The organism is Hydrogenovibrio sp. (genome assembly GCF_965140365.1).
In the GTDB taxonomy this organism is placed as follows: domain Bacteria; phylum Pseudomonadota; class Gammaproteobacteria; order Thiomicrospirales; family Thiomicrospiraceae; genus Hydrogenovibrio.
On record NZ_OZ223196.1, the window covers coordinates 381,812 to 401,104 of the forward strand.

A 19,293-nucleotide genomic window follows, 5' to 3' on the forward strand; every position below is an offset into this window, starting at 1 on the left:
TGGGCGTTTTTGATGTAAGAGGTTTCGGTTACAGAACGAACGTCAAGCCGCTGATCAAGGCGATAATGAAAATGCCGAGATTCAAATCGGCGAACTCCCGTTTCACCAATTTCAGTGCCACATACACCAGAAAACCGGCGGCAATTCCGGTGGTGATGGAGTAGGTCAAGGGCATCAGCAGAACAATCAGAAAGATGGCGGCATTGGTCGCCAGATCCTGTTCCTGGAAGGCGACTTTGCGTAATTCGCCGAACATGAGAATCCCTACAATCACCAGAATCGGATAGATGGCGTTTTCCGGCAAGGCCTGAAACAACGGCAACATAAAGAGCGTCAAAATAAACAGTCCGGCGGTGACGACGGCGGTCAACCCGGTACGCCCGCCTTGTTCCACCCCGGCGGCGGATTCGATAAAAGCGGCAATCGGCGTGACGCCGAGCAAGCTGCTGCCTGCGGTGGCCATCGCATCGGTTTTCAAGGTTTTTTCCAATGAGGCGTCGTTTTTGGTTTGTTCCTGAAACAGGTGGGCGCGGGTGCCGATGCCGGTCAAGCTGCCAAGCGTGTCGAACATGGTGGTGATGAGAAAAATCAGTATCACCGGCAATAACGACAACGAAAACGCCGAAACGATGTCCAGCTCAAATGCAATGGGTTCAATCGACGTCGGCCAGCTGAATAAGGTTTTCGGCACTTCCGCCAAGCCGAAAGCCCAGCCGGTCAGCGAGGTGATGACAATGGAAAACACAAAAGCGCCGGTGACTTTATAGGCATACAGAGCCAAAGCCACGAAAAAACCGAAAATGCCCAGCAGCACCGTCGGGGAGGAAAAGTCGCCCAGTGTGACTAAGGTGGCGTCACTGTTGGCGATGACGCCCATTTGTTCCAAACCGATAAAGGCGATGAATCCACCGATGCCCGCGCTGATGGCGCGCCGCAAATCAATCGGAATCGAATACATGATCCAAGCGCGAAAGGGCGTGAATGACAGGATGATGAACAGAACACCGGACAAAAACACCACACCCAACGCGGTTTGCCAGGGAATTTGCATTCCCAGTACCAGGCCATAGGCGAAATAGGCATTCAGCCCCATGCCCACACTCATGGCAATTGGTGTGTTGGACCAAAGGCCGTTCATTAAGGTGGCGAGAATGGTGATGAGCGCGGTAGCGGTGATGACGGCTTCCATCGGCAAACCGGCGGCGCTGAGGATGTAACCATTCACCGGCACGATGTAAAGCATGGTCAGAAAGGTGGTGAGCCCGGCGATGAACTCGGTGCGGACAGTGGTGTTGTGCTGTTGCAGGTGAAACATCAAGTGTCCTCCATTAGAGAGTCATGCTGATGGCGCTGGCGTGTTTGTTTAGATCTTTTTCAAAATCAGATAGAGCCCTGTCAAACCGAATAAGGTTTGTAACCAGGGCAGCCAAGCCGCGTTCAACCATCCGAATTGCGCCAAGACGGCCGGGAAAACCGCAGGAATCAACAAGAGGGCGCCGATAAAGCGGTTGCGCTGTGCTTTGCTTTGTTTGGCCAGTTGCTGTTCCAGTTGTTCAATCTGTTTAGACGACTGGTTGAAATCGGCTTGCGACAGTTTTTGCAGGCCGTTATGCAGCAGGCCTGGCAAATGTGGGGCTTGCTCAATCCAGTAGGGCAGATTGGCTTTGGTGTTTTTGACCAGGCTTTTCAAGCCGACGCGTTCTTGCATCCAGTCTTCCAGAAACGGTTTGGCGGTGTCCCACAGGTCGAGTTCGTCGTCCAATTGACGCCCTAAGCCCTCAATGTTCAACAGGGTCTTCTGTAACAGCACCAATTGCGGCTGCACTTCCATGCCGAAACGGCGCGCGGTCTGGAACAGGCGCATCAGGAACAAACCGAAGGAAATCTCCTTCAAGGGGCGATCCCAAATCGGTTCGCAGACCGAACGAATCGCCGATTCCAGTTCGTTGACGCGGGTATCCGCCGGCACCCATTCCGATTCTATGTGCAACTCGGACACGCGCAGATAATCACGGTTGAAAAAGGCCAGGAAGTTTTCGGCTAGATAACGCTGGTCTTCCGGATTCAATGTGCCCATAATGCCGAAATCAATGGCGGCATACCGGCCGTCCGGCAAGACGAAAATATTGCCGGGGTGCATGTCGGCGTGGAAGAAGTTGTGCTTGAACACCTGGGTGAAAAAGATGGTGACGCCCTTGGCGGACAAGTCGGTCAGGTCGATTCCGGCTTCGATCAATTGGTCGACTTCGGAAATGCGGATGCCGCGGATGCGTTCCATGGTCATGACATTGTCGTTGGTGTGTGACCAGTAGATTTCCGGCACATAGAGGAGGTCGGAGTTTTCGAAGTTACGGCGCAGTTGCGAGGCATTGGAGGCTTCGCGCATCATGTCCAGTTCGTCGAGAATGGTTTTCTCGAATTCTTCGACCACTTCCACCGGGTGAAGGCGTTTGGTTTCCTTGACCGCCGCTTCCAGTAAACCGGCTAAGGATTTCATAATGGCCACATCCTGCTCAATCACCGGTTTAATGTCCGGACGCACCACTTTGACGACCACTTCGGTACCGTCGTATAGGCTGGCCGCATGCACCTGCGCGATGGAAGCCGAGGCCATCGGTTTGGGATCGAAACTGGCGTAAGCCTCTTCAATGGATCGTTTCAAGCCGCGTTCAATGATGGCAATGGAGTGCTGTTCGTCGAAAGGCGGGCAGTCGTCCTGTAATTTGCGCAGTTCGGCCCCGATGTCTTCCGGCAGCAAATCCTTGCGGGTGGAAAGCGCCTGGCCCAATTTGATGAAAATCGGGCCGAGTTCTTCTAGCGCCAAACGGATGCGTTCGCCGCGCGAGCCCTTCGAGGCAGGGCGCCAGTTCCACGGTAGCAGTTTGTTCAGCAGCAATAACCAGGCATATTTGCTGTGGCTGAGCACCATTTTGTCGATTTGGTAATGGGTCAGGACTCGGTTGATTTTAATAATGCGCGTCAATTGACGCCAAGGGCGTTGGATGAAATTCATGAAATGGCGTCACTTAAAGCTTGAAGTCGTTTTTCGAGGGCGTCAACAGCCTGGGTTGTTTGTTGTACATCGCGTTTGAAGCGTTGAACCTGTGGGCCTGTCGGTAGGAGTTCAAGTTCGAATTGCAGATATTCCCGCAGCGTATGGCCGGCTTTACGCTTGGCGCTTTCAACGGTTTTTCGGCCTTCTCGAACGGTGCTGCCGACTTTGAATGCCACCATGTCACCGGTGATTTTCGAAAGTTGTTCTTCCCAATCGATATTCAGGGTGTACACGCCTTGAATGAAGTCGGCGGCCAGGGTTTCGTCACCGCTTGCGTCGTAGTTCGGTTGGCGGGCAATCCAGTCGAGGACGGTGAGTTGAATGTGTGTGTCCGGCGCGCCCATCAGGTGGTTTTGTACCGAGAAGGCGCCTTTGTTATCGGCATCGATTTGGTAAATCAGGAAAAAGGTCTGGCCTAGGTCGGTGAAGGTGAGTTGAACGACCTTTTCGTCACACGGCGCAAGGGCTTGGCCTTGCATGTCATCAAGCTGAACCGCTTGATTCAACAATGTTTCAAACAGTTTGGAAAGCGCGGTTTTGACCAGGCCTGGTGATTTTTCAGTGAGTGATTCGTCGTGTCGGTTGTCCATTTCGATGCCTTTCTTTTTCGGGCGCGTTCAGTATTTCCAGCCGCGGTGCAGAGCGACAATGCCGTTCGACATATTGAGGTATTCCACCTTGTCGAATCCGGCGTCCAGCATCATTTGTTTGAGGGTTTCCTGATCCGGGTGCATGCGGATGGATTCGGCCAGATATTGATAACTGGCTTCGTCGTCGGCGATGAATTTGCCCATTTTCGGCAGGATGTTGAAGGAATAGAAATCATAGGCCTTCGCCAGCATCGGTTGGGTGACTTTGGAGAACTCCAACACCATTAACTGGCCGCCCGGTTTCAGCACGCGGCAGATTTCCGCCAGGGCTTTGTCTTTGTTGGTGACGTTGCGCAAGCCAAAAGAGATGGTGACCAAATCGAACGTATTGTCCGGGTAGGTCAAAGCCTCGGCGTTGGTGATGGTGTAATCGACATTGCCGATGATGCCGTCATTGGTCAGACGGTCGCGACCGACGCGCACCATGCTTTCGTTGATGTCCGCCAGTACCACACGGCCGGTTTTTCCGACGCGTTTGGCGAAGGCTTTGGTCAGGTCGCCGGTGCCGCCGGCCAAGTCCAAAACGGCTTGTCCCGGGCGAATGCCGCTGAGTTCGATGGTGTGGCGCTTCCACAGGCGGTGGATGCCGAGCGACATGACGTCGTTCATAATGTCATAATTACCGGCGACGGAGTCAAACACCCCTTTGACCTTTTTGACTTTCTCGTCCAATGGCACTTCGGTGAAGCCGAAATCGATGGTTTTTTTCTCGGTGTGTGCGCTCATCATCTTGTCCTAGTGCTGTTTAATCGGTTTACGTTGCGGCCGGGTTGTTGGGTTACAGCAGTTCGCTTAAATCGGTCGGCGGCCTATCCGGGTGTTTGTGGCCGGCTTTCTGCAAACGTTGCAGATAATCCTGCCAGTAGTCGTCGTAATGCTGGCCGAGTTCGTACAAGCGTTCCCAAGTATAAATACCGGTGTCGTGGCCGTCGTCGAAGTGCAGTTTAACACCATAATTCCCCACCGGGGTAATGCCTTCGATGTTGACGTTACGCTTGCCGACTTGCAAAACCTCTTGGCCCGGCGCGTGGCCGGTGACTTCGGCCGACTGCGAATACACCCGCAGGTATTCGCAGGGCAGTTCAAACACCTCGCCGGTGTCGAACGTCACCACCAGTTGCCGTGATTTCTGTTGCAGTTTAATGTCTGTTGGAGTTGCCATCGTCTGTTTCCCTGCCGGTCAATCGCGTTACAGAATGTATTGCGACAAGTCCTGGTCTTCTGACAGATCGCCAAGCCGTTCGTTGACGAACGCCTGGTCAATGACGATTTTTTGTCCGTCATTGTCCGGCGCGCTGAAAGAGACCTCTTCCAGCAGATGCTCCATAACGGTATGCAAACGGCGCGCGCCAATGTTTTCGGTGCTTTCGTTAACATGGTAAGCAATTTCCGCCAGGCGTTGAATGCCGTCGTCGGTGAACTCGATATTGACCCCTTCGGTTTGCAGCAGGGCGATGGCCTGCGTGGTCAGGGCGGCTTTCGGTTCGGTCAGAATGCGGATGAAATCTTCCACTTTGAGGGATTTCAGTTCCACACGAATCGGCAAGCGGCCTTGCAGTTCGGGAATCAAATCCGACGGTTTCGACAAGTGGAAGGCACCGGAAGCGATGAACAGAATGTGGTCGGTTTTAATCATGCCGTATTTGGTGGAAACGGTGGAGCCTTCAATCAACGGAAGCAGGTCGCGCTGAACGCCTTCACGAGACACGTCGCCGCCGGAAGCTTCCTGGCGTTTGGCGACCTTGTCGATTTCATCGATAAACACGATACCGTTTTGTTCGACGTTTTCGATGGCTTTGGCTTTCATATCTTCCTGGTCGATCAGGCGCTGGGCTTCTTCTTCGGTCAGATGTTTCATCGCCTGTTTGATCGGCAGTTTGCGTTTTTGTTTTTTGCCCTGGTTCAGCCCCTGGAACATTTCCTGGAGCTGATTGGTCATTTCTTCCATGCCGGGCGCGCCCATGATTTCCACATGCGCCGGGGCGGCGTTCAGGTCGATTTCAATTTCCTTGTCGTCCAAATCGCCTTCGCGCAGGCGTTTGCGGAACTTCTGGCGGGTCTCGGACATATTGTCGTAGCTTTCATCTTCATGGCCGCGCGCCGGTGGCAGCAAAATGTCGAGAATGCGTTCTTCGGCCAGGTCTTCGGCTTTGCGCTGCACGTCTTTCACGGCTTGTTCACGGTGCAGTTTGATGGCGTTTTCCGCCAGATCCTTGATGATGGAATCGACTTCGCGTCCTACGTAGCCGACTTCGGTGTACTTGGTGGCTTCGACTTTGATGAAGGGGGCGTTGGCGAGCTTGGCCAGACGGCGGGCGATTTCGGTTTTCCCTACCCCGGTCGGCCCGATCATTAAAATGTTTTTAGGTGTGACTTCCTGACGAAGTTCTTCCGGTAATTGCGCGCGGCGCCAGCGGTTTCGTAGGGCGATGGCCACCGATTTTTTGGCTTCGGACTGACCGACAATATGGTGATCGAGTGCGTGGACAATTTCCTTGGGTGTCATCATCTTAAGCGGGTTTCCTTCGGTTTGTTTGGCATTCGGAGGCGATTCCGAATTGCTGATGTTCATGGAATTCGTTTATTATAAAGGAATTGATGCCATGATTGATAAACGAATGAGGCTGGACACGACCAAATACCATGACTAATTCCTTACGATTCTCAAAAATGCACGGTTTGGGCAATGACTTTATGGTCATTGATGCAACGCGCGACACCATCGAACTGACAGCCGACGAAATTCGTTTTTGGGCCAATCGGCATTTCGGTGTGGGGTTTGACCAACTGTTGATGGTGGAACCGGCCAGCACGCCGGGCGTGGATTTCCGTTACCGCATTTTCAATGCCGACGGTTCGGAAGTACAACAGTGCGGTAATGGCGCGCGCTGCTTTGCGCGTTTTGTGTACGACAAAGGTTTGACGGACAAAACCGAAATTCAAGTGGAAACCGCGTCCGGTCTGATTGTGTTGTACATTACCGACGATGGCTGGGTGCGCGTTAATATGGGCGCGCCGAATTTTTTGCCGGAAACCTTGCCGTTCGATATTCCGGTGGAATCGGAACAGTATGAGTTGGAAGTGGATGGCGACCGCTTTGAAATCGGTGCGGTGTCGATGGGTAATCCGCATGCGGTGTTGCGTGTCACCGATGTGGTGTCCGCGCCGGTGGCGGTGTTGGGTGAGAAAATCGAATCGCACCCTTTGTTTCCGGAGCGAGTCAATGTCGGTTTTGCCGAGCGGGTGGACGATTCGCACATCAAACTGCGGGTATATGAACGCGGCGCGGCGGAAACGTTGGCTTGCGGAACCGGTGCCTGTGCGGCCATGGTGGTGTTGCGTCGCTTGGAAGAAGTCGGCGATGCGGTGACGATTTCATTGCCCGGCGGCGACTTGCTGGTGGAGTGGGATGGCAACCCGGAAAGCCCGGTGTGGATGACCGGCCCGGCGGTATTTGTGTTTGAAGGTGAAATTAAAAGAGGAGTGCCTGCTTAGTGTCCAGCCTGATCAATGATATTCATGCGGAAGATGTGGCGGAGTATCTCAATCAAAACCGTAGCTTCTTCCATGTTTTTCCTAATTTGTTGAGCGAGCTGAGCATTCCACATCCCAAGAGCGGACAGGAAGTGTCGCTGTTGGAACGGCAGGTGTTTCAATTACGCGAACAGCGTGATTCGTTGCAGGTGGAGGTGGATACCCTCAAAGACATCGCCGGTGAAAACGGTGTGTTGCTGCACAAGGTGTACGATTTTTCGTATGCCTTGATGGCCACGGAAACCGAACAGGCGGCGGTCGACGAAGTGTATCGCGTCATGCACGAATTGTTTGAGGTGGAAGAGGTGACGATGATTTCTTGGGATGTGCCGAAGCAAATCGTCAATGGCCTGCATCAACTCGGTTTCTCCCAGGCCTGGTCGAATTCCTTGAAAGAAACGTTACAGCCTAATAAGCCGGTGTGTGGTTTATTGGAGGATTCCTGGCAACGCGGTTTGTTTCATACCGACCAGCCAATGCAATCGGTGTGTGTGATTCCACTGGGGCAACATCGCGTTTGGGGCGCGCTGGCATTGGGCGCTACCACCGATCGTTTCAGCCCCGAATTAGGCACCTATTTTCTGAAAGTGATGGGGCAGATGGTGACGGCACGTTTGCAACGGTTATTTTGAATCCCATTGATAGGTCAAACTGGCGAAGTAAGAGCGTGCCAGAGCGTTGATACCGTTATAAGGCGGACGGTAGACATTATTGGTGATGTTGCGAATGCCGGCGTTCATCGTGAAGCCGTAAGCTTGGAATCCGGCCAATAAGTCGCCTGTAAAGTATGGAGTGAAGCCTCCTGTTTGTCGCACTTCCGGAAAATCGAATACATATTCGCCTTTGACTTTTACCCATGGGTTCCAAGGAACTTGAAAACGGTATTTGTAAGAGGCATCAATACGAATGGGTTGCGCATGAGCGTAAACGTAAATGTCTTCGGAGCGAATTTCATTGAACCCGACCCCCATGGTAGCGGTGTATTGATTTTTGTCATAACGGGCATTGAATTCAGCTCCCCAATTCGTGACGTGATCTGAATTATAATATTTTACGTATTGGCTAAAGAAATCATTTTCTCGGCCATTGTATTCACCGTTTTCCGGATCGCATTTCCCGATTTGAATGCATTCCTGTAGGCCTTGGTAATCCGTGATTTGTCGTATGGTTTTCGTATTGATGAAATTTTCGTATTCACTATAGAAAACCGCTAAGCTGCTGGATAAATGGTTGTCGAGGTATTTCCAGGCCAGTTCGGCATGTTGCCCGGATTCAGGTTTCATATCGAGGCCACCACCGATGAAGCCACTGCCGAAAGCGTAGCGTTCGTATAAGTCTGGGTTGCGATACGTCGTGTTAATATTCAAACTGACGTTTTGACTTGGCGTGAGCTGATAGACGGCCCCTAGAGCCCAGGTTGGATTGGAAACGGTTTTTTCGGGTGTGATGCCTGATATGCCCAATAACTGTTCTGCGACGGCTTTATTTGTACCGTTCAATAGCTTTTGTCGGGTTGTCCATTGATTAGCCCGAAGGCCGCCGCTAAAAATCCATTTAGAGAGGTTGTATTCAAAGCTGGCATAGGCGGCGTAGTAATCCTGTTCGGAGTACACCAGTGTTTCGGCTTCATCCAGAATGGCTTCGGCACCGAATGTTAAATCCAAGCGTTGTATCGGGATATTGAAGCTCCCGGTGAAACTGGTACTGTCAAGCTTGGTGGCGCTGGACCCGAGTTGATAGAGCGACTGTTTTGCAGCCTTGAATTCCAAATCTTCCAGAATCCCCAATTTTTCCTTGGTTAAACTGGCGGATGTTCGGTCGCGATCCATGCGTTTGTATTGGATAATACCTGCACTGCTATCGACGGTGTCGCCATGAATCATGGTCATGTTTTTTCCCATCCAGCGATCCCAGTCAATATCCAGTCGGCCATCGTCTCCCAGTAATGCACTGCCGCGTGCGGTAATGGCTTCGGAGTCGTATCCTAGGTTTTTGATGGTTTGCGGATTGGACTGAAATTGTTGTTCCAAATCGTATTTGTTTAGAATTAACTCAGTGTCTTCATCCTGCCCCCCGATTTTATAGTCTTTGGCATTATCGATGCTGTACATAAACAGCGCGCCAAAACGGCCGGTTCCGCCTTTTACCATGGTGGTGGATTGTTGTTGGTTGTAACCTTCGTCATACCCTAGCTTCTGTTTAAAGCCGATGCCTTTTTCGGTCGGTGCGCGAACAGTCTGTACTTCGACAATTCCGCCGGAGGCACCTGGGTCATACACAACGGAAGGGCTGCCTTTAATGACATCAATGGAGGTGACGGCGTCAAGGTCGGTCATATTGATTTCTCCGGCGCCACTGTGGCTCATGCCTTGGTTGCCAATTTTAATTCCGTCTACTCGAGTTGTGACTCTGGGGCCGTCTAGGCCACGAATGGTAATGGTTTTGTTAAAAGCCCCTTGGGAATTGATGGTGACACCAGGAATGTCCGAGATGGCATCGGTAATATCACTTGCGCCGTCTTGTTGTATTTTTTCCTCGCCAACGGTTTCACGGCTATAGGGTTTGTAAAACTGCTCTTCCCGAGTGGTTCGGTCTTGGTCAGTGGGTTCTTTGGGTACGGTTACCTGTACTGTTCCGAGACGTTCTGTTGGTTCGCCTTCATTGGTGGTTTCTGCAAAAACCGTATGAGATAAAATGCTAAAACCGATAAAGGTGATAGTGGTTGATAGTTGTAATTTCATATAAGCTGTGTGCTCTCTTTCTAAATATAAAAACAGCATTGCGCATAAGAGAGGGAAGATTGCCTATCTGCAATGATGTTTTAAAACCCACTCCGGGCTGGTGCCGGAGTGGTTGAATGCAGCGAGTGTTAGTCAATGATCCATTCACCATCGATTTGATTGACGGCTTTTAAAGAGTTGGTGTTTGATGATTCACCACTGGTTAGGTATGGCGTGCTACCATGACCGGTGGTCATGTGGAGACCAAACAGGCCACCGATGCCAGATAAAGTACCGTTGCCGGTACTGGAAGCGGTAACATTGGTAATGCCTTCATCAATGTCCGTAGCCACGCCCATAATGTTGCCTGTTGTGACATTGGTGATGGTGCCGTTATTGTTTTTATCCCAGAGCAGAACATTTCCTTCATAAACACCGGATAAGCGGTAAGCACTTCGTTCGAAATACATACGCCCGTAAACCTTTTCAATCGACGCATCGTCTTTTGAAAGGGCGGTGTTATCAATCGGCATTTTGTAAATGTTGTAAACACGCTCGCTACTGGCGACTGGGTTTGTTTCGTTCACGTAAATATAGTCACCAACGGCAACAGGCGGAACGCGAACCGAAGTGAAGTAAGGCAGGTCTTGATTCACAATGGCGTTATCCAGTTTGGTTTTATTGGTACCTGTATTAGTGTCAATCCAGCCTTCTCGATAGTTGAAGGTGGTTTCTTCTGGGCCGTTAAACTTAGCGGCTTCGACAAACAGGTTCCCGTCTTTTACGGCCGTAAGAGAAAGGTTGTAAGAGATTGCAACTTCATCGGAATCGTTCATTAAGTCGACACCGTTTCCGTTGTCATAGACTTTGGTTCCTGTTGTGCCTGTCAATTTTAAAATCATTGCATTTTTGGCAACATAAGGGTCCATTCCATAATTGCTGTAGGCTCCTGTTCCGATAGGGTCTTGAGTGTCTAGGTTGTAGTTGATTAGTAAATAGCTGGTATCGCCATCCGCTAGTTGGTTGACCACACCGCCCAAGTTATAGAAGTTAGAGAAGATACCGGAACCGCCATGACCGCCATTGAAAGCAATTTGGTGGTGTTCTGGGTCATAGTTGGCGGGGTAGGTGACACCGGAAACTTCAGCAACCGTCGACGTGCCTGGTGTATAAGCATAAATGGAATCGTCGCCCGCTTTCGCCATGTAGACGGTGCCGTCATTATGGGTTAGAAAATAATAAGAACCGTTGGTATTGGAGAGGTTATTACAGGAGGTCAGTGCCGCATCGCAGACTTTTAGGCTTTTTTCAACGGAATCAAACGTATCGCCAGTATAAGCGGCTGAATCACTGATGAGTACATTGGTGACACGCCCGTATTCATTGGTGATTGGTGAAATAATGCGCCCTGTCACGGCTGCGCTGTCGCCGATTCTGACGACCAGCGGGAGTTGTTTTTTATCGGATTCTGTTTCGCTTTTTAACGGATCAGGCAGATCATTGAAAGCTTTTAATTGAACGTAAGAGTTGTCAATATCCGTTTCGACTGTGTGCAACTGATAGTTCGAGCCAATGACGCTGACGCCTTGGTCTGTAAAGAAGGCTGGCATCATTGAGCTTTGATAAATCACGGATTCATTATTGGTGTTTCGGGCATCAAACCGCTTCAAAATGTTGTCGGTAAAAAAAGTGTATTCGGAAATGGAACCGGAACCATCATCATAGTTGCGGGTTTCACTGGATGCATTTGGATCCAAAAATACAGCAAATTCGCGGCGTTTGTATGTTATTTGAGTGTTTTCTTTGGTGCCACTCATAACAAAAACTTTGCTGTCCAGAATAACATTTTCTTTGATAACGTCCTGATTGCTCTCAGGGTTGTCGTTGTTTGGATCATAGCGGACGATTTGGTCGTTGGCCGTTTCAGGGTTGGTGACTTTGTAGAATTGATAATCGAAAACGGCATCGGTTTGCACGGTAATATCGACGGTTGCGGAAATGGAATCGGTTCCATTGCTAATATTAACCACCATGGAATCCGCTCCAATGTAATCTCCTGCGGTGTAGGTAATGGTGCCACTTCCGTCAATGGTGGCCGTTCCATGTTTTGGTGGGGTTGTGATTTTGTAAGTCAGCGCGGCATTGTCTGGATTTGAAACGTTTAGGCCATAAGTCGTTGATGTGTCGGATTGTATATAAAACTGGTTAGTTTCGGCTGTAATTGGTGATGGTGAGTCATCACTACTACTGCTGCTACCACCACAAGCCGTTAGTGTTAACGTGGCTGACAGGAACAGTGCGCTTTGCAATGCTTTTAACGGCATGGAGGCAGGGCCTGTTTGGGTGAGGTTAGATAATTTCATTTGTCGTGAACTCCTTTCTGTTTTTTTAAGGACTCATTAAACTGCTTAATTTTCCATTTATGTTTATAAATGATTTAAGTATTTATATTGCAAATGATAATTATTGTTGTTATGTATAGCGTTTGCAAGTGTTTTTGAAAAAAATACAGTTTTTATATTGAGAGCTTAGTATGCAAAGGTTTCAATGATGCGGTGGAAAGCGTACTTCGCAAGGTGTTTGTTGAAAAGACCTACAATTGCCCGAGTTCGGCCTTGAGATCGGATAGGGTGTTTTGTTCCATTTCGATGCTGGCTTCCCAAATGGCCGGGCTTTGGCTGTGGGAAGCGAGTTCTTGAATATTATTGAGGCGCTTTTCAGTGTTGGAAATGAGTTTGTTTAGGACAATACGTTCGATTTCGTGCAGCTGTAGGGAGGTTTTATAGCGCCCCTCCGGTTCAGCGACATTTGGCGGCGGGTATTTTTCGCCTTTGCCGGTGGCGAGCCATTCGACCGTTACGCCGGATTGATTGGCGATGGCAATCAATCGCTCTAGGTTCGGAGTGGATTCGCCATTGAGGTATTTTCGCAAGGCGGTTTCGGATAATTGGCAACTGCGCGCAAATGAACGCACACTTTGGAAGGCTATCAACTCTTTTAAACGCAAAGCAAAATCCTGAGCTATGTTTTTCAGGCCTGAATAATGGCCTTTGGTTTGCACGTGGCCATCCATTAGTCGCGTAACCTATCGAATCGAAAAGAGTTTTTCGGCGCCGCGTACAGTTTTAAAGAACAAATGCGTTTTTTTGAGTTGCATATCCGTTTTTTTACGCGTAATATACATTTTGGAATAAGAATAATTACGAACAAGGCTTTAAAATAACACAACACCGTATAGGAATTTTACCATGAAGCTTTAGTAAATAAAGCTTCTTAACCCTAATGAACGTAGGTTTTTGTTTTTGAACCAGTTTTCTGGAGGTGTGTGCGTGTCTCAAAAAAGGGCAAGCTATGATTCACCATATCAGCCGGTTGCACTACGATAACTTGGCCGGACAAGTGGAAGCAGCACGCCATATTGTGGCGTCGCATGTTAATTGGTTGGCGTCTCGCTCGGTGTGTTTGAATGTCGATGAACTACGAACCTATTCGACGCACGTGCCGTTTGACGAATGGTACGAATCGTTAGCCGAGCTGGGGTTGGCGGGAACGCAAGAGTATCGCAAACTGGGTGAATTGCGCCAACGTATGTTGCGGCAGCATGCCGAACTGGAAAGCACCACTCAGGACGGGCAGTGGCGCCAACGTTTCTTTTTGCTTCACCAGCATTTTTTCGAGCTGCTCACCGAATTTTGTCAGAATTTCCATATGGTATTCAATATGTACGACTATCTGACGCATTTGCCAAGCCGTAAGTTGTTCGACTTGATGGTGGAAAAAGAAAAGATGAAAGGTGCCCTGGTGATGGCGGATGTGGACCACTTCAAACGTGTCAACGACCAGCACGGCCATGACATGGGGGACCAGGTTCTGGGGCAGGTCAGTCGGTTTTTTCTGAATGAATTGAAGCCGGGTGAGGTCATTGCGCGTTATGGTGGCGAGGAGTTTATTTTTTATTTCCCGTCCATGGCGCCGGATTGCGCCCAAGATAAAATTGAGCGCATTCGGGAAGGGGTTCAAAGGTTGGATTTCGGGAATTGTCGCCAGACCTGCTCATTCGGCATCAGCCAAGTGGATGGCGAGTGTGTGCCCTATAAACAAGCTTTGTGTCGCGCCGACAAAGCTTTGTATCATGCCAAAAACACCGGGCGCAATCGCACAGTGGTGTATGAAGCTGAATGGGACAATCCCCCGATTTAAACGTCACTTTTTTATTTTATGCCAGGCCTGGCAGTAATTCCTTCAACCCATTCGCAAGCATTTGAAATGCAATCGCCGTTAACACCATCCCCATGATTTTGGACACGATGTTCATCCCCGTTACGCCTAACTTCCGGCTGATAGGGCCCGCAAAATAAAGCACTAGCCAGAACAGCAAGCCGATGCCCACGGCAACCAAGGAAATGATGAAGCGGTCTTCGAAGGACGGAAATTTTTGCGTCGCCAGAATCAGGGTGGTAATGGCCCCGGGGCCGGCGATAATGGGAATGGCCATTGGCACCACGGCAATGGAATCTTTTGTTTGCGCTTCTTCATGCTCTTCCGGCGAGTGGGTCATGGCGTCGGTTTTGCTGCGCAGCATCGACAACCCCAGCAGAGCGATAATAACACCACCCGCCACTTCCAGCCCCGGCGGAGTGACGCCGAAGGCCTTTAACAGCAAACTGCCGACCCAGGTGACAACCAGCATAATGACGGTGATGGCAATCGCGGTTTGCCGTGCTAAAGCTTGTTTTTCAGCTTCGGTGCGGTTGGCGGTCAGTCCGGCGAAAATGGCCAGGTTGCCGGCCGGGTTCGTCACGGTGAGCATGGTGATGGCAAAGGTGATTAAGTGTTCCATTAACGCCGTTCCTCAGGTGAATGCTTTTCTGTATTCTACTGAATTTTAGTCGTAGAATTGAGTAAAGTTTGCAACCGGTTCTCTTTCCGTTCGATACTGATTGACCGGGTGGTTCGTGTCTTCATAGCCGATGGCCATGCCGCCGATTAAAATTTTATCATCCGGCATATTGAGTGTTTGCCGAACAATGTCGGGATATTCGCCCAAGGCACCTTGCGGGCAGGTCGCTAAGCCTTGTTCTGTTGCCAGCAGCATAATGTTTTGTAAAAACATCCCGTAGTCCAGATAGGAACCGGTTTCCAGGACATCGTCCATCCAGAAAAAGAGTGCAACGGGCGCGTCAAAGGCACGATAATTGGCCGCCCACTGTTGGCGTTGTTTTTCCTTGTCTTCACGGGCAATGTTAAGGGCGCCGTAGAGCTGTTTTCCTGTCGCGACTCGGCGCTGCTTGTATGGAATTGTCCAGGTTTTTGGGTAATATTGGTATTGCATTTCACCGCGGATACCGGCTTCAAATTCTTTGAGCATGCGGCTTTCCAAGCGTTGTTTGGTTTCACCGGAAACGACTGAAACCTGCCAAGGCTGTGTGTTAACACCAGACGGTGCGTAACGCGCTAAGTCCAAAATTTGATAAATTTGCCCGTCATCAACGGGTTTGTCTAGAAAGGCACGGGCGGCATGCCGGGTTTTTATGGCGTTGGATACTGATGATGTCATTATTTTCTCGTATGATGGTGCTGAATTTTATTTAAAATTGAGCTTTAAGTTTGTTGAAGGGCATTATTTTGAGTGATTTCAGTCAGTTTATCAAGCAACTGCAGCGGTTGAATAAATCGGCTCATACCGTGAGCAATTATCAGCGCGACCTATTGGGGTTGCTGGTGTTTTATCGCGGCGATTTTTTGCAAGAACCGTTGGATGAACACACCTTCACAAATGGCCAGGCCTGGGCGTTTTTGGAAGCCTTTAACGATTGGCGCGATATTTCGACCGAAGCGATTCAGGCGTTTGTGGCGTTTCGCATGGAGCAAGGCATTGCCGCCCGAACGCTGGCGCGTCAGTTATCGGCGGTGCGTTCGTTTTACGATTTCTTGCTGGAAGAAGGGCGTGTCGGTCATAATCCGGCCAAGGGCGTCAAGGCGCCGAAACAACCCAAACCATTGCCGAAAAGCCTGGATGTAGACCTGACCCGCCAGTTATTGGAGCAGCCGCTGGAAACCTGGCAGGATGTGCGGGATCAAGCCATTTTTGAACTGTTGTATTCCGGCGGGTTACGGGTATCCGAACTGGTGGATATGAATTTGTCGCCAGGTCTAGACAATTTGCAGGATGGATGGGTGCGCGTGCTTGGCAAAGGCCAAAAAGAACGGGATGCCCCGGTGGGCGCGCAGGCTCAAAAAGCTATTCAACACTGGCTATCGATTCGCGCCGATTACGCCAAGCCCGACGAAAAAGCGGTTTTCGTGAACCGTTTCGGCAAACGGTTAGGGGTGCGTTCCATCCAAAAACAACTGGATGAACGCACCTTAAAAGCGGGCTTGCCGACCAAGATGTCGCCGCATAGATTGCGGCACGCCTGCGCAACGCATGTGTTAGAATCTAGCGGGGATTTACGGGCGGTGCAAGAAATGCTCGGTCACGCCAATTTATCCACCACGCAGATTTACACCAAACTGGATTTGCAGCATCTCGCCACGGTTTACGACCAAGCGCATCCGAGAGCGAAAAAGAAATCGTAAACGCACTTTGAATGCGGATAAAAGCCAATCCAGCCAAGCAAATGGAAAGAAGACGATGAGTGAACAGACTTTTCACGGAACCACGATTTTATGCGCCAAACGCGATGGTCAGATGGTCATCGGCGGCGACGGCCAAGTGACGTTGGGGCACGTTGTGATGAAGGGCAATGCCCGCAAGGTGCGCCGCCTGTACAATGGTAAAATCCTCTCCGGTTTTGCCGGTGCCACCGCCGATGCGTTCACCTTGTTCGAACGTTTTGAAGGCAAGTTGCAGACCCATAACGGGCAACTGATGCGCGCCGCAGTGGAAATGGCCAAAGACTGGCGCACCGACCGCGCCTTGCGCAAACTGGAAGCCATGATGCTGGTGGCAGATGCCGATAACATGCTGTTGATTTCCGGTACCGGCGACGTCATTGAACCGGCGCACGACTTCATCGCCATCGGCTCCGGCGGTAACTACGCGCATTCCGCCGCGCAGGCCTTGATGCAGAACACCGAATTGTCAGCGCGTGATGTGGTGGAAAAATCCCTCAATATCGCCGCCGATTTATGCATTTATACCAACCACAATCTCACGATTGAAACCTTGGAAAAAGAGGATTGAACCATGAGTGTTACGCCTGAAACATCGGAAAACGCCCAGGCCTGCCCGCCGGGGAAACAGGGGCAAGGCGAAAAATACTTTGAACGTTTTTTATGGAACAGCCGGTTTGTGGTGTTGTTTGCGGTCATTGCCAGTTTGTTGATGGCCTTTGGTATTTTTTACATGACCTCGATTGACGTCTATTACACCTTGGCGCATTTAACGCATTATCACGAATTGACCGATTTGGAACGTGCCGAGCTGAAATCACAAACCGTCGCCCATGTGGTCGGTTCGGTGGACGGCTTCTTGCTGGGAGCGATTATGCTGATTTTCTCATTGGGCTTGTATGAGTTGTTCATTTCCAAAATCGACGAAGCCGAGGGTGCAACAGGCTCCAGCAAAATATTGATGATTAAGTCACTGGACGACCTAAAAGACAAGTTGGCTAAAGTCATCTTGCTGATTCTGATTGTTATGTTCTTCGAACAAGCCCTGTTCCTAAAACCAACAGCCCCGTTGGAATTACTCTATTACTCGCTGGCCATTATGCTTGTCGCCCTAGCGCTGTATCTGTCACACAAAGCCTATGCGCATTAAATCACGATAGCATTGCCTTGATGGCATCATAATCAAAACATTCCAGAACATCCAAGACATAACCAAAAACCGCCAGGCCTGGCGGTTTTTTTGTATTCCGGTTTGGTGGAAAGCCGCATTATGATATAGTCGTGGGTAAAAATAAGTAATATTGATTACCTTGCCCTGAACGATGAATAAAGCTCTCCGTCAGCATCGGTTGCGAAAATGTCTGTCCGATGCACACTTTCCAGTGCTGCTTTCCACGCTTGCACAGCAATTTCAGGTGTCCGAAAAAACCATTCGACGCGACCTTGAAACCTTCGTCAATGACTACAATGCCCCTTGGTTTATTAGCGATAATAAAATCTATTTGGATAAAGCTCGTCAAGACTTGATTGAGTTACAAGATCACTGGTTCAGTCGCCAAGAAGTGGAATCACTCTTTGCGCTGAATCATATTATCGAACAACTCTCGCCGGGTGCGCTAAAAAGCCAATTGGAACCCTTTAAACAGCGCATTCAAGGGTTGCTTGTCAGCGAGGAAAGCGGCCAAAACTTAGGATCCAAAATTAAACTGCTGGAAATAGCCGACCGGCAGGTGGAACCAAACATTTTTCAAGGCGTGATCCAAGCCCTAGCTGAAAACAGACAAATGCAAATCGCCTTCTGGAACCGTTATAAAGACGAAACACTCCTTAGAACAATTTCACCCCAACGGCTTATTCGTTACAAAGACAACTGGATCATCGACGCCTACTGTCATCATCGGAAAGCGATACGCAGCTTTTCACTGGAAGCGATTGAAAGTTTGGAATTACTCAATCACGCCGCCAAAAATATTCCAGAAAACGATATGCAAGCTCACTTCCAAAGCAGTTACGGCATCTACGCCGGAAAAGCCAATCAACAAGCACTCATTAAATTTTCACCTTATATTTCCCGCTGGTTGCAATACGAAAACTGGCACCCGGAACAAATTGGCCACTGGAGCATCGACCAAAGTTACCAACTGCAAATTCCCTACAACAAAGACGAAGAACTCATACAAGACATTCTGAAATACGGCCAACACGCTGAGGTTTTGGAACCGCCGGAACTCAGAGACAAAATTCAGCAAACATTAAAAAAAGCGATGAAGGTTTACTCAGGGTCAGGTTTTGTCCCTGATGAGTGATACGCTTTTCAGTACAGAGGATATCTGGAGGGTATATGGAAGCGTTTTGGCCAGTTCTAAGTATTATCGGTGTTTATTTAGGCGTTGCTTGGTTTATTACGCAGTTTCCAGTGCTGACAGTCATCTTATTGTTATTGGGAATGGACTGCGGAGGGGATGAGTGATTTGTCATTGTTTTGGAGTGATTCCATGCCGGGTTGCCATTTTGGTCAGTGGTTTTATCCCAGGATTTATGTTGATCGAAGGCGTTTTGAAGGGCAGTATTTGGAATGGCTTTTTATTGAATGTCTCCATCATGGGAGCTATGTTTTTGGTTATTTTGTTCGTGCTTTGTTTGATTGACCCGATATTGGATTAAATCTTGATAAATTACCGGTACAAATGCGTCTTTAAAAGAGGTTATAAAAAATGAA

At 49.6% G+C, this 19,293-nt stretch carries 18 protein-coding genes; 7 read left to right on the top strand and 11 right to left on the bottom strand.

The annotated features are described in order from the left end of the window. Positions 1 to 28 precede the first annotated feature (28 nt). The 6 genes from AC0KH7_RS01880 to hslU are packed head-to-tail and all read right to left on the bottom strand — an operon-like array spanning position 29 to position 6,214. Complete coding sequence (locus AC0KH7_RS01880) at positions 29 to 1,315, bottom strand: NCS2 family permease (protein ID WP_472370174.1); 1,287 nt, start codon at positions 1,313 to 1,315, stop codon at positions 29 to 31. Between the two features lie 48 nt (positions 1,316 to 1,363). Then, the gene (gene ubiB, locus AC0KH7_RS01885) at positions 1,364 to 3,013 is read right to left on the bottom strand and encodes a ubiquinone biosynthesis regulatory protein kinase UbiB (protein ID WP_472370176.1); all 1,650 of its coding nucleotides are present in this window, start codon (positions 3,011 to 3,013) and stop codon (positions 1,364 to 1,366) included. Further along, complete coding sequence (locus AC0KH7_RS01890; protein ID WP_472370178.1) at positions 3,010 to 3,645, bottom strand: ubiquinone biosynthesis accessory factor UbiJ; 636 nt, start codon at positions 3,643 to 3,645, stop codon at positions 3,010 to 3,012. Before AC0KH7_RS01890 ends, ubiB begins: the two co-directional genes overlap by 4 nt. A 27-nt stretch (positions 3,646 to 3,672) precedes the next feature. Next, positions 3,673 to 4,431: a bifunctional demethylmenaquinone methyltransferase/2-methoxy-6-polyprenyl-1,4-benzoquinol methylase UbiE gene (gene ubiE / locus AC0KH7_RS01895; RefSeq protein ID WP_472367258.1), complete on the bottom strand. Its 759-nt coding sequence runs from the start codon at positions 4,429 to 4,431 to the stop codon at positions 3,673 to 3,675. 52 nt (positions 4,432 to 4,483) lie between these two features. Continuing rightward, positions 4,484 to 4,867: a gamma-butyrobetaine hydroxylase family protein gene (locus AC0KH7_RS01900; RefSeq protein WP_472370180.1), complete on the bottom strand. Its 384-nt coding sequence runs from the start codon at positions 4,865 to 4,867 to the stop codon at positions 4,484 to 4,486. Positions 4,868 to 4,894: 27 nt separating this feature from the next. Further along, the gene (gene hslU, locus AC0KH7_RS01905; RefSeq protein ID WP_472373777.1) at positions 4,895 to 6,214 is read right to left on the bottom strand and encodes an ATP-dependent protease ATPase subunit HslU; all 1,320 of its coding nucleotides are present in this window, start codon (positions 6,212 to 6,214) and stop codon (positions 4,895 to 4,897) included. Positions 6,215 to 6,348: 134 nt separating this feature from the next. On the opposite strand from hslU, the gene dapF reads away from it, so the two are divergent. Together dapF and AC0KH7_RS01915 are read left to right on the top strand one after the other, a co-directional pair. After that, positions 6,349 to 7,200 carry a diaminopimelate epimerase gene (gene dapF / locus AC0KH7_RS01910; RefSeq protein WP_472370182.1) on the top strand — a complete coding sequence of 284 codons (852 nt, stop codon included), beginning with the start codon at positions 6,349 to 6,351 and terminating at the stop codon, positions 7,198 to 7,200. Continuing rightward, on the top strand, positions 7,200 to 7,871 hold the full coding sequence (locus AC0KH7_RS01915) for a DUF484 family protein (protein WP_472370184.1): 672 nt from the start codon (positions 7,200 to 7,202) through the stop codon (positions 7,869 to 7,871). Before dapF ends, AC0KH7_RS01915 begins: the two co-directional genes overlap by 1 nt. Here AC0KH7_RS01915 and AC0KH7_RS01920 read toward each other — a convergent pair. The 3 genes from AC0KH7_RS01920 to AC0KH7_RS01930 all read right to left on the bottom strand — a co-directional run bounded on the left by AC0KH7_RS01920 (position 7,863) and on the right by AC0KH7_RS01930 (position 13,032). Further along, positions 7,863 to 9,980 carry a TonB-dependent receptor gene (locus tag AC0KH7_RS01920; protein ID WP_472370186.1) on the bottom strand — a complete coding sequence of 706 codons (2,118 nt, stop codon included), beginning with the start codon at positions 9,978 to 9,980 and terminating at the stop codon, positions 7,863 to 7,865. The genes AC0KH7_RS01915 and AC0KH7_RS01920 overlap by 9 nt on opposite strands. Positions 9,981 to 10,108: 128 nt before the next feature. Further along, entirely contained in the window at positions 10,109 to 12,322 is a 2,214-nt protein-coding gene (locus AC0KH7_RS01925; RefSeq protein ID WP_472370188.1) for an Ig-like domain-containing protein, read from the bottom strand. Positions 12,323 to 12,552: 230 nt separating this feature from the next. Beyond that, positions 12,553 to 13,032 carry a helix-turn-helix domain-containing protein gene (locus AC0KH7_RS01930; protein WP_472370190.1) on the bottom strand — a complete coding sequence of 160 codons (480 nt, stop codon included), beginning with the start codon at positions 13,030 to 13,032 and terminating at the stop codon, positions 12,553 to 12,555. 278 nt (positions 13,033 to 13,310) lie between these two features. Here AC0KH7_RS01930 and AC0KH7_RS01935 point away from each other — a divergent pair, with 278 nt between their 5' ends. After that, entirely contained in the window at positions 13,311 to 14,159 is an 849-nt protein-coding gene (locus AC0KH7_RS01935; RefSeq protein ID WP_472370192.1) for a GGDEF domain-containing protein, read from the top strand. A gap of 16 nt (positions 14,160 to 14,175) precedes the next feature. On the opposite strand, the gene AC0KH7_RS01940 is transcribed toward AC0KH7_RS01935, so the two are convergent. Together AC0KH7_RS01940 and AC0KH7_RS01945 are read right to left on the bottom strand one after the other, a co-directional pair. Next, positions 14,176 to 14,799, bottom strand: coding sequence for a MarC family protein (locus AC0KH7_RS01940; RefSeq protein WP_472370194.1), 624 nt, complete (start codon positions 14,797 to 14,799; stop codon positions 14,176 to 14,178). 45 nt (positions 14,800 to 14,844) lie between these two features. Beyond that, on the bottom strand, positions 14,845 to 15,516 hold the full coding sequence (locus AC0KH7_RS01945) for a nitroreductase (RefSeq protein WP_472370195.1): 672 nt from the start codon (positions 15,514 to 15,516) through the stop codon (positions 14,845 to 14,847). Positions 15,517 to 15,584: 68 nt separating this feature from the next. Between AC0KH7_RS01945 and AC0KH7_RS01950 the strand changes: the two genes are divergently transcribed. The 4 genes from AC0KH7_RS01950 to AC0KH7_RS01965 all read left to right on the top strand — a co-directional run bounded on the left by AC0KH7_RS01950 (position 15,585) and on the right by AC0KH7_RS01965 (position 18,880). Beyond that, positions 15,585 to 16,538 carry a tyrosine recombinase XerC gene (locus AC0KH7_RS01950; RefSeq protein ID WP_472370197.1) on the top strand — a complete coding sequence of 318 codons (954 nt, stop codon included), beginning with the start codon at positions 15,585 to 15,587 and terminating at the stop codon, positions 16,536 to 16,538. Between the two features lie 55 nt (positions 16,539 to 16,593). Further along, the gene (gene hslV / locus AC0KH7_RS01955) at positions 16,594 to 17,145 is read left to right on the top strand and encodes an ATP-dependent protease subunit HslV (protein WP_029939691.1); all 552 of its coding nucleotides are present in this window, start codon (positions 16,594 to 16,596) and stop codon (positions 17,143 to 17,145) included. Between the two features lie 3 nt (positions 17,146 to 17,148). Then, the gene (locus tag AC0KH7_RS01960; protein WP_472370199.1) at positions 17,149 to 17,724 is read left to right on the top strand and encodes a YqhA family protein; all 576 of its coding nucleotides are present in this window, start codon (positions 17,149 to 17,151) and stop codon (positions 17,722 to 17,724) included. A gap of 172 nt (positions 17,725 to 17,896) precedes the next feature. Next, entirely contained in the window at positions 17,897 to 18,880 is a 984-nt protein-coding gene (locus AC0KH7_RS01965; protein WP_472370201.1) for a helix-turn-helix transcriptional regulator, read from the top strand. Positions 18,881 to 19,293: the final 413 nt, after the last annotated feature.

Excerpts from the sequence above, each read along its gene's own strand:
- hslU (WP_472373777.1), bottom strand. The coding sequence starts at position 6,214 with ATGATGACACCCAAGGAAATTGTCCACGCACTCGATCACCATATTGTC.
- AC0KH7_RS01900 (WP_472370180.1), bottom strand. The coding sequence starts at position 4,867 with ATGGCAACTCCAACAGACATTAAACTGCAACAGAAATCACGGCAACTG.
- AC0KH7_RS01935 (WP_472370192.1), top strand. The coding sequence starts at position 13,311 with ATGATTCACCATATCAGCCGGTTGCACTACGATAACTTGGCCGGACAA.
- AC0KH7_RS01960 (WP_472370199.1), top strand. The coding sequence starts at position 17,149 with ATGAGTGTTACGCCTGAAACATCGGAAAACGCCCAGGCCTGCCCGCCG.
- AC0KH7_RS01920 (WP_472370186.1), bottom strand. The coding sequence starts at position 9,980 with ATGAAATTACAACTATCAACCACTATCACCTTTATCGGTTTTAGCATT.
- AC0KH7_RS01925 (WP_472370188.1), bottom strand. The coding sequence starts at position 12,322 with ATGAAATTATCTAACCTCACCCAAACAGGCCCTGCCTCCATGCCGTTA.
- AC0KH7_RS01930 (WP_472370190.1), bottom strand. The coding sequence starts at position 13,032 with ATGGATGGCCACGTGCAAACCAAAGGCCATTATTCAGGCCTGAAAAAC.
- dapF (WP_472370182.1), top strand. The coding sequence starts at position 6,349 with ATGACTAATTCCTTACGATTCTCAAAAATGCACGGTTTGGGCAATGAC.
- ubiB (WP_472370176.1), bottom strand. The coding sequence starts at position 3,013 with ATGAATTTCATCCAACGCCCTTGGCGTCAATTGACGCGCATTATTAAA.
- AC0KH7_RS01890 (WP_472370178.1), bottom strand. The coding sequence starts at position 3,645 with ATGGACAACCGACACGACGAATCACTCACTGAAAAATCACCAGGCCTG.
- ubiE (WP_472367258.1), bottom strand. The coding sequence starts at position 4,431 with ATGAGCGCACACACCGAGAAAAAAACCATCGATTTCGGCTTCACCGAA.
- AC0KH7_RS01940 (WP_472370194.1), bottom strand. The coding sequence starts at position 14,799 with ATGGAACACTTAATCACCTTTGCCATCACCATGCTCACCGTGACGAAC.
- AC0KH7_RS01945 (WP_472370195.1), bottom strand. The coding sequence starts at position 15,516 with ATGACATCATCAGTATCCAACGCCATAAAAACCCGGCATGCCGCCCGT.
- hslV (WP_029939691.1), top strand. The coding sequence starts at position 16,594 with ATGAGTGAACAGACTTTTCACGGAACCACGATTTTATGCGCCAAACGC.
- AC0KH7_RS01965 (WP_472370201.1), top strand. The coding sequence starts at position 17,897 with ATGAATAAAGCTCTCCGTCAGCATCGGTTGCGAAAATGTCTGTCCGAT.
- AC0KH7_RS01880 (WP_472370174.1), bottom strand. The coding sequence starts at position 1,315 with ATGTTTCACCTGCAACAGCACAACACCACTGTCCGCACCGAGTTCATC.